The 14869-nt window shown below is 65.5% G+C and carries 11 protein-coding genes; 4 read left to right on the top strand and 7 right to left on the bottom strand.

The window, feature by feature from the left end:
• Positions 1-10 precede the first annotated feature (10 nt).
• The 3 genes from DT603_RS14075 to DT603_RS14065 form a co-directional block, all read right to left on the bottom strand.
• Entirely contained in the window at positions 11-1966 is a 1956-nt protein-coding gene (locus DT603_RS14075) for a TIR domain-containing protein (RefSeq protein WP_162350615.1), read from the bottom strand.
• Between the two features lie 278 nt (positions 1967-2244).
• The gene (locus tag DT603_RS14070; RefSeq protein ID WP_162350614.1) at positions 2245-2520 is read right to left on the bottom strand and encodes a hypothetical protein; all 276 of its coding nucleotides are present in this window, start codon (positions 2518-2520) and stop codon (positions 2245-2247) included.
• Between the two features lie 99 nt (positions 2521-2619).
• Entirely contained in the window at positions 2620-3810 is a 1191-nt protein-coding gene (locus tag DT603_RS14065; RefSeq protein WP_162350613.1) for a L,D-transpeptidase family protein, read from the bottom strand.
• Between the two features lie 253 nt (positions 3811-4063).
• Between DT603_RS14065 and DT603_RS14060 the strand changes: the two genes are divergently transcribed.
• The 4 genes from DT603_RS14060 to DT603_RS14045 all read left to right on the top strand — a co-directional run bounded on the left by DT603_RS14060 (position 4064) and on the right by DT603_RS14045 (position 8545).
• Positions 4064-4867 (top strand): oxygenase MpaB family protein, encoded by an 804-nt coding sequence (locus DT603_RS14060; protein ID WP_162350612.1) that lies wholly within the window; start codon positions 4064-4066, stop codon positions 4865-4867.
• Positions 4868-4975: 108 nt separating this feature from the next.
• Complete coding sequence (locus DT603_RS14055) at positions 4976-5470, top strand: lipocalin family protein (RefSeq protein WP_162350611.1); 495 nt, start codon at positions 4976-4978, stop codon at positions 5468-5470.
• 674 nt (positions 5471-6144) lie between these two features.
• On the top strand, positions 6145-7659 hold the full coding sequence (locus DT603_RS14050) for an XVIPCD domain-containing protein (RefSeq protein WP_162350610.1): 1515 nt from the start codon (positions 6145-6147) through the stop codon (positions 7657-7659).
• Positions 7660-7681: 22 nt separating this feature from the next.
• A complete protein-coding gene (locus DT603_RS14045; protein ID WP_162350609.1) occupies positions 7682-8545 on the top strand; it encodes a hypothetical protein in 864 nt (287 codons plus the stop codon).
• 112 nt (positions 8546-8657) lie between these two features.
• Here DT603_RS14045 and DT603_RS14040 read toward each other — a convergent pair whose 3' ends face one another.
• From DT603_RS14040 to DT603_RS14025, 4 genes are all read right to left on the bottom strand, one after another.
• Complete coding sequence (locus tag DT603_RS14040) at positions 8658-9206, bottom strand: HD domain-containing protein (protein ID WP_162350608.1); 549 nt, start codon at positions 9204-9206, stop codon at positions 8658-8660.
• A gap of 315 nt (positions 9207-9521) precedes the next feature.
• The gene (locus DT603_RS14035) at positions 9522-12068 is read right to left on the bottom strand and encodes an excinuclease ABC subunit UvrA (protein WP_162350607.1); all 2547 of its coding nucleotides are present in this window, start codon (positions 12066-12068) and stop codon (positions 9522-9524) included.
• 118 nt (positions 12069-12186) lie between these two features.
• Positions 12187-13299, bottom strand: coding sequence for a hypothetical protein (locus DT603_RS14030; protein ID WP_162350606.1), 1113 nt, complete (start codon positions 13297-13299; stop codon positions 12187-12189).
• Between the two features lie 209 nt (positions 13300-13508).
• On the bottom strand, positions 13509-14801 hold the full coding sequence (locus DT603_RS14025) for an adenylosuccinate synthase (protein ID WP_162350605.1): 1293 nt from the start codon (positions 14799-14801) through the stop codon (positions 13509-13511).
• Positions 14802-14869: the final 68 nt, after the last annotated feature.

Genomic DNA, 14869 nt, shown 5'->3' with positions numbered 1-14869 from the left:
TACGGCCTGATCAGACCTCGAAACCAATTCCATCGAGCAGCGCGCGCATGCGCGGATCGCCGCGCAATGGATCCAGGAACGGGTCGTTGCGCGCATAGATAAGCCCCGAATCGCCGGCCGCGCGCGCCTTCAGCAGGCGCAGCATGGCATCGTCCACTTCGCCCCACTGCGCCAGTACCTGGGCCTGCTGGTACAGCACGGTATCGCCGAGCTCGGCGACCAGCCGATCCAGGGCCGTGCGCGCGGCGGCAAGCTTGTTGCTGCGGTGTTCGACGATGGCCAGCCCGGCCAGCTGGAAGTCGGTCACCGGCTCGGCCCGGTACTCGGTGCGCGCCTCGTCCAGCCTGCCCAGGTTGACCAGCGCGTCGGCAATGGACGCATGCGCGCGCGACAGGCCGGGATTCATTTCCAGCGCCTTGCGCACGGGCGGTATCGATTCGGCGTAGCGCCGCGCGGCGTAGTGGATGGCGCCGGCGGCGCGGTGCAGCAGTGGATTGAGGCGATCGCGTGCCAGCGCGCGGGCAATCGCTTCGTCGGCTTCGCGCACGCGGCCGGTGCGTGCGCAGTACTGCGCCCAGCGCGCCTGCACGGTGGCCTCGCCTGCCCCGAGCACCGCGGATTTCTCGAACGGCGGGCGCGCCGCGCGCGCATCCAGCCGGCCCTGGAACAAGACAAAGGCCAGGGTGGAATACGCATCGGCGAACTCCGGTGCCAGCGCGACCGCGCGTTGCGCCGCCACCACCGCCTGGTCGTACATCGCCGCGTGCTGGGCTACCGTCGCGTACTGGTTGGCCAGCGTGGTCAGCGAACGCGAGCGCGCGGCATGCGCGGCTGCGTATTCCGGATCCAGCGCGATCGCCGCGTCGAACAGCTTCAGCGCGCCGCGTTCGGAGGCCTCGTCGGTGCTCAACTCATACAGCGCGCGCCCGCGCAGGAACGCATCGAATGCGGCGACATTGTCGGTGCCGCCCGACGCCGCGCGTTCGTCGGTGGCGGTGCCCGGGGCAACCACCCGCGCCGCCAATGCCGAGGCGACCGTCGCGGCGATTTCGCGCTGCACCGCGAATACGTCGTCGATGTTGCGTTCGAAGATCTGGGTCCAGCGGCTGAAGCCGGTGCGTCCATCGATCAGGTCGGCGGCCACGCGTACGCTGTCGCCGGCCCAGCGCACGCTGCCATCCAGCAGGAAGGCCACGCCGAGCTGGCTGGCAATATCCACCGCACCGGCCTTGCTTTCACGGAATTTTCCAGAGGACGCCTGCGCCATCACTTTCAGGCGCTGGTTACGGGCCAGGGTCGCGCGCACCTCCTCGGACAGGCCGTCGGAAAAATACGCCTGGCCCGGATCGCCACTCAGGTTGTGGAACGGCAGCACCGCAACGCTGCTGTCTTCGACCGCGGCCGATCCAAACCAGCCGCGCTGCCAGCCCAGCCCACCCAGCGCCGTCGCCGCGGCCACCGCTCCTGCGCCTATCAGCAGCCCGCGGCGCGATGCATCGGGCTTTGAAGACACGGGCCTGGAGGTAGGACGCGGCAGCGCTTCACGGCCGGCAAGAGGCAGCACCGCGCGCAGCACCGACTGCAGCGAGGCCTCATCGATGCGGCCCTGCGCCACGGACAGTGTGATTGCCTGGTACTGGCGAAATCCCAATGGCGGCTCGGTGCCGTCCAGCGACAGCGGCACCAGCTTCTTCATATCCCTGCCGTGCGCGGCTTCGTCCAGCACCCAGTCCGAAGCGATCGAGTGCCCGGACCACAGCACGACCACGGCATCACTGGCGGCCAGCGCGGTTTCAATGGTCCGGGCAAAAGCCGCACCGCCTTCGATCAAGGCGTCCCACCAGACCTGCAGCCCTGCCTCCTCCAGCGCCAGCGCCAGCACGCGCGCACGATCCTGGTCGGCGCGGGAATAGCTGAGGAAAACCGTCGGGCGTTTGTCCCCCTGCTTGAGTTCCCCGCTGGACATGGTCATAGCCGCCGCCCTTGGAAGCGTTCAGCTTACTCCAGCCCGCGTCCGGCTTTGCCCCCTGCCTTGGGAAGCAGGGAAGGATGAAGCAGGGGCGGATCGAGCTTCGCCTCCTCCCTTGCGCAGCAGGGGAGGATCGAGGAGGGGTGCCTTGGCTTCTGCTTCAAGGTTCCAAGCCGCCACCGTGCAACCAACGCACCCGGCGCTTCTACGGCCCGTTCGAGCCGGCCACCCCAGGATCAGAGCAGCCGAGCGAGCTCGGCTCTACAAAACCGAAATCAATCCGCCTGCTCAACCACCGCAGGCTGCAACTCCGTCTTCACTTCTTCCAGCTCGGCAATAGTCGTTTCCAGGGCGTCGTAGAACTCGCTCTGCTTCATCATCAACTGCTCGACCTTGCCCGCCTGCTGGAGCTTGGACAGTTCGCCATCGAACATCAGCCACTGCGTGGTCAGCAGTTCGACGTTGTTCTTGGAGTAGTGGCGCATCTCTTTAAGCTGCGACAGCGTGTCGTTGACGTGGTCGAACGGGGTCTTGGGATTTTCTTCTGACATGGGTAACTCCTGTGTGCCCGGGAGCAAATTTGCCCGCCGGACCTGGTGCCTGCATAGACGAGCGGGTTGTCACGATCAAGGCCGCATGCGGCCATCGACTCAGTCGCGCAAAGTGATGGGCATGCCTGCCTTGACCACCGAAGCAAGCGCTGCGACGCTCCAGTTGGTCATGCGGATGCAGCCGTTGGATTCGGTCTTGCCGACCTTCGAAGGATTGGGCGTGCCATGGATGCCGTAATGCTCCTTGCTCAGGTCAATCCAGGTGCTGCCCACCGGGTTGTTGGGGCCGGCCGGAATCGTGGCTTTTTCGTCGGTCTTCTTGCTGCCGGCGATGAGCTTGGGGTCGTAGTGCCAGTCCGGGTTGCGGGCCACGCCGTTGATCTTCCACTCGCCGATCGGCAACGGGAACTGGGCGCTGCCGGTGGTCACCGGGTAGCGCGCCAGGGCCTTGCCCGAGGCATCTTCCAGCAGCAGCGCCGAATCGGACTTGTCGACCACGATCCGCGCCGCATCAGGCAAGGTGGCGGCCGCGGCGACGTTCGGCACGACGATGGTGGTGCCCGCCTTGCTCAAATCGGCCTGCGGATTGAGGGTCTTCAACAGTTGTGGGCTTGCGTGCACCATTTCGCCGATCTTTTCCTCCACCGAGGAAAACGGCAATGACTTGAGCTTGGCCTGCTCCATGGGCGTCTTGGGGATTTCCGCGAATGGACCTTCGACATCGGCAACGGTCAGCAGGTGTTCGATCAGCACCGGCGCGGTGTCGCTGTTGAGCGCAGCCCAGGTCTCGGAATCCAGCGTGCCGCTGGCTTTGAGGCCGCGCGCCTGCTGGAACGCCGCCAGCGCCTTGCGCATGTTGCTGCCACTGGCGCCATCGATTTCACCCGGCGAGAAGTGCGCGCGTTCCAGCAGGACCTGCGCACGCAGCAGGCTGTCCTTGGCCAGTTCGGCATCGGCGGCGGCCGCAACCACAGGCGCGACTTCCGGTTGCGCAGGCAGTGGCGCAGCGGCGGCGCCGTCCACTGGAACGGCAGTGCCCGGCGCAACGGGCGCCACGGCATTGGGATCGCCCGGGACTGCAGCGGGGGTTCCGGGCAACGGGGCCGCCCCAACAACGCCTTCGGCGGTGGCGGCATCGGCACTGGTCACGGTTGCAGGCGCACCGGCAGCGGGCGCGGCCTGGTCAGGCGCGGCATCGCTGGAGGAAGAAAATGTGCAGGCAGCCAGCGCTGCGGGCAGCAGTGCGACAGCCAGGGTGCGGGTCAACAGGTGGCTACGGTTGCGGTTCATGGCGGTCACCTTTATTGGAGTTAGGCCATTAGTTGCGATTCGGGGTGGTGACGGTGTGAATGTGGTGAACCATTCCGGATACTTGTTCATATAACCACCAGCGCAGCTGCAGGCCACGGCGTCCGTGGTGATCGCGAGTACAGCGCGCTGCCAGGAAAGCTGCAGCAGGCAGGAAACAAGGCGTCCACGCGCGGGCCTCTATGATGGAATCCCACCTGAAACGATGCCGCCGCCACTGATGCCACCGCAGTACATGTCCGACGCAAACGCTTCTCCTGACACCGTGCACCTGGCCGACATCACCCGCGAGGCCTACATCTACTTCGGCGCCGGGGCCACCGTGATCCTGCAGATGGCCAACCCCGGCGTAGGCCTGGGCGTGGCCCGGCACAGCGCCACGCTGGAACGGCCTCTGGACCGGCTGCGCGCGACCATGAGCTACGTCTACGCCACGACCCTGGGCACCGATGAGGAACGCGCCGCGGTGGCGCGGCACGTCAATCGTGCCCATGGTCCCGTGCGCTCGCCGCTGTACAACGCCTTCGACCCAGATCTGCAGCTGTGGGTCGCCGCTACCCTGTATCGCAGCGCAGTCGACCTGCACGACCTTTTCGCCGGGCCGCTGTCTGCGGCCAATGAGGAAACCCTGTACCGCGAGGCCTGGGTCTACGGCAGCACGCTGCAGGTCCGCGACGCGCAATGGCCGCCGACTCTTCAGGAGTTCCAGCCCTGGTGGGAGGCGCAGCGCGCAGGGTTCAGCGTCGATGCCGAAGTCCGCGAGTACGTGCACCAGGTGCTGAAGGGTGGCAGTGCGCCCTGGTATACGCGCGGGCTGCTGCCAATGCAGCGCTTCGTGACGCGCGGATTGCTTCCGCCAGACCTGCGCCGCGATTTCCAGCTGCCATGGAGCGAGCAGGATGCCAAACACTGGGCGCGTTTCAAACGCTGGGCACCGCGCGTGTATTGGGCCATGCCTGCGTTCCTGCGCCACCTTCCCGCACATTTCTACCTGCGCGACCTGCGCAGGCGCATGGCCAAGCAGCCGTCGCAAGGCTGATCACACCCGCAGCCAGGCGCGGGGGCGCACGCCACATGCACGCGCCGTCGACGAACGCATAACCGTGCCGATGCTAACAATGCGTTCCCCCACGACATGGAGTTGCACATGAGCCATCCGGAACTCGCCACCGTTGCCTCGATCGACCTGCCCCGCTACCTCGGCACCTGGTACGAAATCGCGCGCCTGCCAATGCGGTACGAACCCGAAGATTTCCGCGACATCACCGCAGAGTATTCCTTGCAGGACAACGGCAAGGTCCGCGTGGTCAACCGCGCCACCAACGGCAAGGGCGAGCACGAGGAATCGGTCGGCGAAGCCAGCGCGCTGGACGGCAGCAACAGCCGGCTTGAAGTCACCTTCCTGCCCGAGGGCCTGCGCTGGATTCCCTTCACCAAGGGTGACTACTGGATCATCAAGATCGATGACGCGTACACCACCGCCCTGGTCGGCAGCCCCGACCGCAAATACCTGTGGCTGCTGGCCCGCCAGCCGCAGATCGACGCCGCCACCACCCAGCAGTTCCTCGACGACGCCCGCGCGCAGGGCTTCGACCTCGGCGAACTGATCCACACGCCGCAGGGGCAGCGCAGCGCGGCTTGATCAGGCTGGAATAAGCGACGTCATGTGGGAAGGGTTTCAACCCCGTCGCCTTCATCAGCGCCGTCCCATCCCACAACAGCGAAGGCATGGCACCGCGTAGGGCGGGTGGCAGCACTCGACCGCGCAAGCGGGGGCCTGCATTCAAAGCCGGAGCACCACGAGAAACCCGTCGCATGACCCCCCGGAAGGCGGCCAGACCTGCCCTACGAGCTGTTCTTCGCGACATCGTCCTTTGTGGGAGGGGCTTCATCCCCGACGCTTCACCGGCTTCGGCCCTCGATGCGGCAAGCGTGGGCGGCTCCGAATTTTCCGGCCGCTCGGCCGCCGTGGGGTGGGTCGGGCACCGGTCATGCAGGTTGCGCCTTGCATGGCAACCCGGGCGCGCGTCAGAAAACTCCTACCTTACGCCGTGCAGACCGCTGATTTCGCCGGCTGCCTTGTCGTGCCACATTCTCCTTTGTTCCACCGCGTGACAGGAACGTGGTGCGGCACCACCACCCCGTACTCGCCGGGTCACACCACCGATCAGCCGGAACACACGGGGTTCCGGACCGGATTCTGTGCGCTGGCTCCGGTAACGGCCTCTGATCCCATCGTATGGTTTGCCTGCAGGGACCTCGATGCGTTGCCCGCCCAACGTCAATGAAGACGAAACCACGAAAAGGAACTTCCCCATGCCAGAACTCGACATCCACGCCTCCGCCCGCGAAGTGGCCGACCTGTTCAACTGCAACCGCTCTGCCGATGCGCTCGAACGCCTCGATGCATTGCGCCAGGGCCAGAGCCTGGTGGTGCAGGAGGCGCTGGACCGCTTGGTTGCTGTTGAGGCCCGTGAACAGCTGGCGGAATTGGCGAGACCGGGAGCGATTGCAGCAGATGACGCGGAAGGCCTCCGTACTTCGGTCGAACGGCTACGGACGGCAACAGGTGCACCGCGCTTCCCTGCAGATACTGAAACCCGCGATCTTTCCCAAACGCAACTGCATGACGTGTACGCCAGCATTGTTGCAAGCCGTGGCAATCAAGCCGCCCAGGATTCGCTACAGGCAAATGGAGACCGGGTGATCCTGGGTTTGCGCAACGACACCCAAACCACCTTCAATAGGGGTGCCGGCGCCTACGACGATCGCCTTGTGGTGGTATGGAAAGACAACAATGGCGTCCGGCATGCACGCGAGTTCAACCGGGCCAACACCGAGCCAAGTGCACAGTATGACCACCACGCCGGTAGCGATGGGACGCGTCCATTCGCCGACGAGAGTGGGAACGCAACTCGCCTGCATACTTCGCAAGGCTACGAGCAGATCCGGCCAAAGAAAATTGAGGGCGAGGATGTCAATCACGATGGTGTCCGTGATCTGGGCAGACTTGGCGAAGGAACGACGGAAATGCTTCGGACCGACCATCCAACCTATGGAAGCCCTCGACAGAACGGCCGCGAGTTCGCACTGCGACCGGCTGCAGAAGCAGTTGCGGGAGGTGCGGGACGTGTACAACGTGACACCAATGCCGACGGCTGGTTCACGGCCGCTGACTTACACGGAATGCAGGACTTGAACAACACATTCAAGATCCACCGCGGCAGCACTCGCAACACCGATTCTGCAGGATGTCAGACCATTGGCGGCGGCGAATACGATGCTTTCGTCGCCGAGATCAGACGCAACCCACAGCAGGTCCGCTGGCAGTACGTGCTGACCTCGGTCGAGGGCGGACAGCGTTTGCAGCACGGCCCTGAACCGCCTCCTGTGCACCGGGCGCCCGATGTCTTGCCTGCACAACCGCAGCGACATCCTGCCGACCCCCAGCATCCTGACCATGGCCTGCATCGGCAAATCCAGGGCCGGGTGGGACAACTCGGGCCGGATACTCAGGCGAATGAAGAACGACTGTCAATGAGTCTTCTGGCAGAAGCGAAAGCGAACGGCCTGAAACAGGTAGACCACTTGTTTCCCAATCAGGCCGCTGCAACCGTGAAACCTGGCGATCATTTGTTCATGGTACACGGCAGGCCCGATGATCCGGCTTCGACGCGCGTCATGGTGAATAGGGCGGCAGCCACCAATACGCCAGTTGATGAAAGCTTGGCTCGCTTAGAGAACTTGAATCGCATTGCGGCCAACACGCCTTCGACCGACCAGCCGAACCGCAACTCCGCCCACGACGCGCCCGGAATTCGTCTCGCCTAGACTAGCCACCAGGAGAATTAGCATGCGAATGAGCCTGCTTATGCTTTCAATTTCCGTACTGTCCGGCTGTGCCGCCATCTCGGCTGGGGCTACAAGAGCTTCTGATGCACAGCCATTGCCGGGGTTGGCTTATCCCGGTGTAGAACTAGGACAAGCGATGCCGGTACCAGCGACCGTTTCCAACCTGCTGTTGTCATTGCCTGCACATGACGTTCTTGCTTCGGTTGCGCTTCGTCAACGCTACATTCAAAGCGTTGTGTTGGTGCAGCAAATACCTGGGGCGGCGGGCGGGCGCGATTACCTGGTGGCCGATCATGAAGGAGCGACTTACGGCTTCTGGATACGTAGCTTCCAGGGCGTCCGAGCCGGGGTTACCGGTTACCTGGTCGAGGTCCGCGGGAGCTGTGCCGAGCTTCACGCGGGAGATCCCACCTACGGGATTCCGGTTGCAGAAGCAGTCCGTCAGTGCGCGGTGACGGGCACCGGGCACTTCGACTCAGGGTTGCGCGCCTACCGTGTAATCGAGGGGCACCCGCCCGAAGACGTGACCGAGAGCATCGCGCCCGATCCCGCCGTGTTCAACAAGGCCATGCTTGAGCACTACGCTTCGCTGGGTGCCAGCGGAGTATTCGCGCTCGACGAAAACCTCCACAAGTTGCCAATCTTCCGGTGGGTTGTGGAGTTCGATCCCGAGAACCCTTCGGCCTCCACCGCGCCGCCGATATTCGACAACGGTCACTTCGCCCATGCCGGCTTCGTGGTCTGGACCGGCGAGCACTTCGAACGCCGGACCACGGTGCCCCGCTCACTGTGGCCCTGCCGGGTAGCTCGACCGTTCGAATGCCCACCGCAGGCTGGCCACGAAGACCAGTTCGTCATCGACTGATCAATGCAAGCGAAATTGGCAAGGCATGATCTCGTAGAGCCGAGCCTACTCGGCTGCTTTTGGCGCGAAAGGCAAGAGCAGTCGGGCAAGCTCGGCTCTAAAAGGTCGCTGGTCAGTCCGGCCGCCGCGCATGCGCCTGGTCGAACAGCGCCTCCAGCTGCGGATGCGCGCCGCGCAGCTGCGTGATCACCAACGCCGCCCAGTCGAAGTAATCGCGGCGGCGGAAGGCGGGCCAGTCGGCGGGCGGGAAATCGGCCAGATCACGCAGGTTGGCGGTCTTGTCGGCCAGCTTGATCAGCTTGGCCCCATGGGGCACATGGCCGGCGTGTTCGACCTGGCGACGCTTGCGCTCGGCCTTGGGCAGCGACTTGTCATCGGTGACCGCGTCGACCAGTGCAAGCACCGGAGCGCCGAAGCGTTCGTGTAGCAACTGGCGGCCCGCTTCCAGGCTGAGCTGTCCTTGCTCGCCGCAGCAGTCCTCCAGGTAATCATGCAGCGCCGCTGCGCACAGCACGTCGGCATCGTCGATACCCGCTTCCACCGCCAGGATCTGCACCAGTGCCACCGGGTGGTTGATGTACGGCGTTTCCTCCTTGTCCTTGCGCCGCTGCATGCGATGCGCGTGCGCGGCGAAGCCGATGGCGTCGATGACGCGGGTCATGGGTGGATTTGCGTGCGTCATGATGGTTCCCCTGGTGGCTGGATCCGAGTGTGGGCGAGTCGGGTCTCAACGTTGGAGAACGAGTGCGTCGTCCTTGCAGGGCCTAGCAAGCTCGGCCCTGCAAGGTGGGATGACTTGCGCCGGAATCATTGCCCGTGGAAATGTGGCTTGTTGTAGGAGCGACGCAAGTCGCGAAGCCAGGAAACCATGAGCCCGGACCCTATTGGCAATCCAGCCCCGCGTGCTTCGCAACTTGCGTCGCTCCTACAACGGCCAGCTTGCGCATCAGCCGCATAGAGCCGAGCGAGATCGGCTCTACAAGGAGAGGGCTTCGGCGAGGAAGCGGCTGGTCCTGCTTTTGCGGTTCTTCGCGACTTTCCGAGGTGGCCCGGCGGCTACCACCTTGCCGCCCTCGCCGCCGGCGCCCGGCCCCATGTCGATGACCCAGTCGCTGGCCGCGGCCACGCGCATGTCGTGCTCGACCAGGATCACCGTGTTGCCGGCATCGACCAGACCGTGCAGTTGCAGCAGCAGCTTGTCGACGTCGGCCGGGTGCAGACCGGTGGTCGGCTCGTCGAGGATATAGACCGTGTCGCGGCGCTGGGCGCGCTGCAGTTCGCTGGCCAGCTTGATGCGTTGCGCCTCGCCGCCGGACAGCTCGGTGGCCGGCTGGCCCAGGCGCAGGTAGCCCAGGCCGACCTCGAGCAGCACCTGCAGCGGGCGCGCGATGGCCGCGTCGTCTTCGAAGAAAGCCGCCGCCTGTTCCACGGTCATGCCCAGCACCTGCGCGATGTTGCGGCCCTGCAGTTCGATCCCCAGGGTCGCCGCGTTGTAGCGCGCACCGTGGCAGGTCGGACATGGCGCATACACGCTGGGCATGAACAGCAGTTCCACGAACACCGAACCTTCGCCTTCGCAGGTTTCGCAGCGGCCCTTGGCCACGTTGAAGGAGAAGCGGCCCGGATCGTAACGACGCTTGCGCGCGGCCGGCGTGGCGGCGAAGCGCTTGCGCACATGGTCGAACAGGCCGGTGTAGGTGGCCAGGTTGGAACGCGGCGTGCGGCCGATTGGTTTCTGGTCCACGCGCACCAGCCGCTTCACGTGCTCCAGGCCCTCGACGATGCGGCCGCCGACCGGCACCTGCGTGCTGCGTTCCAGTGGGTCGACTGCATCGTCTTCGTCGCCGGTGTCGTGATCGAGGTGTGCAGCCAGCAATTCCACCAGCGCCTGGCTCACCAGCGACGACTTGCCGGAACCCGATACGCCGGTGACGGTGGTGAACACGTTGAGCGGGAAATCGACGTCGAGGCCCTGCACGTTGTTGCGGGTCACGCCCTGCAGGCGCAGCCATGCCGATGGCACGCGCGCACGACTGTCGAAACGCGCCGCTCCGGCAAACAGATAGCGGCGCGTATGCGAGGCCTCGACCTGCTGCAGGCCGGCGGGCGGGCCGCTGTAGAGCACGCGGCCACCCTGCTCGCCCGCGCCCGGGCCCACGTCGACCAGCCAGTCGGCGTGGCGGATGACATCGATCTCGTGCTCGACCACGAACAGCGAATTGCCCGAGGCCTTGAGCTGGTCCAGCGCGGCCAGCAGCGATTGCGCGTCGGCGGGATGGAGCCCGGCGGAAGGCTCGTCCATCACATAGACCACGCCGAACAGATGCGAACGGATCTGTGTGGCCAGCCGCAGGCGCTGCAGTTCGCCGGGCGACAACGTGGGCGTGCTGCGTTCCAATGTGAGATAGCCAAGCCCAAGCTGCTGGACCACCGCGATGCGCGCGCGCAGATCCTCGGCGATGCGTTGGGCGGCGATGGACTGTTCAGGATGCGTGTCGGCATTGCGCGTTCCCGCCTTGCCAGGCTTTGCATCGGCCGCCGGCCGCAGCAGTTCGGCCACCCGCCCCAATGGCAGGCGCGAGAGCTCGCCGATATCCATGCCGGCGAACTTCACCGACAGCGCCTCGCGCTTGAGGCGCTTCCCATCGCATTCCGGGCACAGCGTGCTGAGCAGGTATTGCGACACCCGCTTCTTGATCAAAGGGCTCTGGGTGGTGGCGAAAGTGTGCAGCACGTAGCGGCGCGCACCGCTGAAGGTGCCCATGTAGCTGGGCTCCAGCTTCCGCTTCAACGCGTGCTTCACTTCGGCTGCGGTGAAACCGGCGTACACCGGCACCACCGGCGTCTCCTCGGTGTAGAGGATCCAGTCGCGGGTCTTCTTCGGCAGCTTGTTCCAGGACACATCGACGTCATGGCCCAGCGTGGTCAGGATGTCGCGCAGGTTCTGCCCGTGCCAGGCGGTGGGCCAGGCGGCGATGGCTCGGTCGCGGATGCTCAGCGATGGGTCGGGCACCATCGTGGCCTCGGTGGCGTCGTAGATACGACCCAGGCCATGGCAGGTCGGGCAGGCGCCGGCGGGCGTGTTCGGCGAGAAGCCATCGGCGTAGATGATGCCCTGCCCCGGCGGATAGTCGCCGGCGCGCGAGTAGAGCATGCGCAGCGAGTTGGAAATGGTGGTGACACTGCCTACCGACGAGCGCGTGGTCGGCGTGCCGCGCTGCTGCTGCAGGGCGACGGCCGGCGGCAGGCCTTCGATGGAGTCGACCTCGGGAATGCCGGCCTGGTCGATCAGCCGGCGCGCATACGGCGATATGGAATCCAGGTAGCGACGCTGCGCTTCGGCGAACAGCGTGCCGAAGGCCAGCGAGGATTTGCCCGAGCCGGAGATGCCGGTGAACACCACCAGCGCATCGCGCGGGATATCGACATCGACGTCCTTGAGGTTGTGTTCACGTGCGCCGCGCACCTGGACGAAACCCTGGGCTGGGAGGGGTGCGCCGGCGGCTGCTTTTTTCCTGGGCATGCGTGTTCCTGTTTGAGGGAGGGTGACGGACGCACGGTAATGCGGTGTCAAGAAAACGGCGGCCTGAAAAGAGAAACCCCGCAATGCGGGGCTTCCAATGCATGGCCGGACGTGCGGCTCAGACGGGGAAATCGGCGAAATCCCAGCCCATCACTTTCAGTTCGCCGTCGATCAGGACCAGCAGCAATGAACCGGCGGGCACTTTCGAACCGGCATCGGGCTGTCCGTCCATGAGCTTCTGCGAACCCCAGACCAGGCGCACGGCCGCGTCGACCGGCCATTCTCCACCGCCGGGCACCGGGCGGGTCGGGCGCTCCGGAGACTGGTCCACGGTCAGCGTGCACACCAGATCGCCACCGGCGACGCTCATGTGGTTCTGCAGCGACTCCAGGCTGCCATCATCACCCGAGGTGATGAACTTGCCGGGCTGCACGGCGCAGGCCAGCGCCGCCTGCCAGCTGGCCAGGCGGGCGGCGTCGAACAGTTCTCCGGAGTACTGCTGCGCAAGCGCCTGCGTGACCTGCCCGCCCTGGGCCTTGGCCGCTTCGGCCAGCTTCGTTTCATACAGCGGCAGTTGCGTGGCCCCGACCGGCAGGATCACGCGCGCTACCAGTGCCTTGTCCTTGTCCTTGCGCACCGCGTCCAGCAGCGCGGCCAGTTCATGCTGCACGAACTCCGGCGTGCTCCACGCCTCGGCTTCCACAAGCGCGCCGGCCTTGACCACGTAGTCGTGCACGCCCTCAAGCCGCGGCATGGGCAATGCGCAGGCTTCCAGCTGCAGCAGGCGCAGGCGGCCGCGGTAGATGCCCTGCACAAGCGGACACCAGTCGGGCAGCTGCGACTGCGGCAACGGCGACAGGCCGGAGGCGGTGTTCAGCAGCACCTTCACGGTGCGGGCCACCGTGTGCCCGGCGCCTTCAGTGGTGATGTCGTATTGGATGACCACGTCGTCGGAACCGTCGCCGTCGAGGTCACCCAGGAAGGCTTCGCCGGCGGGGTCGTATTGCTTGTCGGACCTGGCGACCAAGTTGCGTGCGGCGGCTTCCAGCGCCTTGCCGGAGAGCGCAATGGTGGCGGGCGGGCGGGCCTGCGTGCTGGCCGGGACCAGTGCAGGGGCGGTTTCACCCTTGCAGGCGCCCAGGGCGCAGAGGGACGCCAGGGTCAGCGCAAGCAGTGCGGGGCGGCGCAGAGAAGCAGCGGCACGGTGGGAAAGCGGGAGGGTCGACTTCATCGGGCATCCTTGCAATGAGTGAGGGCCGACTGTGCTGGATCGGGTGAGGCAGTACAACGGTGGGCTTCACACAAATAAACAAAGCCCCGCGGTGCGGGGCTTTGTTGTTGGACGACGGCTAGCCGGATTGGCGGCGTTTTGGGTGGCCACTGCTTCGCGACTTGCGTCGCTCCTACATTAGCTGCCGCACCTACCGCGATGAGGGCGGGTCAGGCGAAGGGGTCCTGCAGGACCATGGTGTGGTCGCGGTCGGGGCCGGTGCTGACGATGGAGAGCGGGCAACCCGCCAGCTCTTCCAACGCGCGCAGGTAGGCGCGGGCGGCGGGCGGCAGCTTTTCCCATTCGGTGATGCCGTGGGTGTTCTCGTCCCAGCCCGGGAATTCCAGGTACACCGGCGTGCACTCTTCCCAGCCCTGCGCATCCAGCGGCGCGTACTCGGTGCGCTTGCCGCGGTATTCGTAGGCGATGCAGATCTTCAGCGTCTTCATGCCGTCCAGCACGTCGAGCTTGGTGATGCAAAGGCCGCTGATGCCGTTGATGGCCACCGCGCGCTTCAAGGCCACGATGTCGATCCAGCCGCAGCGGCGCGGGCGGCCGGTGGTGGCGCCGAACTCCTGGCCCTGCTTGCGGATGTACTCGCCCACTTCGTCGTCGAGTTCGGTGGGGAACGGGCCGCCGCCGACGCGGGTGGCGTAGGCCTTGCAGATGCCCAGAACGTAGTCGATCGCATCGGCGCCGACGCCGGTCCCGGCGAGCGCGCCGCCCACCGTCGTGTTGGAGGAAGTGACGTAGGGATAGGTACCGTGGTCGATGTCCAGCAGCGCGCCCTGTGCGCCTTCGAACATGACCCGCTTGCCCTGTTTGCGCAGGTCGTGGAGGATGCCGGCCACGTCGGACTTCATCGGCTGCACGTACTCGCCGAACGCCAGCGCTTCATCGAAGGTCTTCTGGAAATCCACCGCCTCGGCGCCCAGGTATTTGGTCAGCACGAAGTTGTGGTAATCCAGCGCCGTGCGCAGCAGCTCTTCCAGCTGCGGCGGGTAATGCAGGTCGGCGATGCGGATGCCGCGGCGCGCGACCTTGTCTTCGTAAGCCGGACCGATGCCGCGGCCCGTGGTGCCGATGGCCTTGCCGCCGGCCTTGATCTCGCGAGCCTGGTCCAGGGCGATGTGGTACGGCATGATCAGCGGCGCGGCGGGGCTGATCTTCAGGCGCGAACGCACCTCCACCCCCGCCTCTTCCAGTTCGCCGATTTCCTTGATCAGCGCCGCCGGGGAAATGACCACGCCATTGCCGATCAGGCACAGCGCGTCGGCGCGCAGGATGCCGGAGGGAATCAGGTGCAACACGGTCTTCTTGCCGTTGATGACCAGGGTGTGGCCGGCGTTGTGGCCGCCCTGGAAGCGCACGACCGCGCCGATTTCCTCGGTGAGCAGATCGACGATCTTGCCCTTGCCTTCATCGCCCCACTGGGCACCGAGAACGACGACTGACTGACCCATGATTTAGCTCCAATATCTGTAGCAGCGGCGTAAGCCGCAAGCGTGGACCTTCCGCAAGGAAAGGATTT

It is taken from the genome of Pseudoxanthomonas gei (genome assembly GCF_010119615.1).
In the GTDB taxonomy this organism is placed as follows: domain Bacteria; phylum Pseudomonadota; class Gammaproteobacteria; order Xanthomonadales; family Xanthomonadaceae; genus Pseudoxanthomonas_A; species Pseudoxanthomonas_A gei.
Note: the sequence above shows the minus strand (reverse complement) of the source record. Positions and strands in the feature narration are given on the sequence as shown.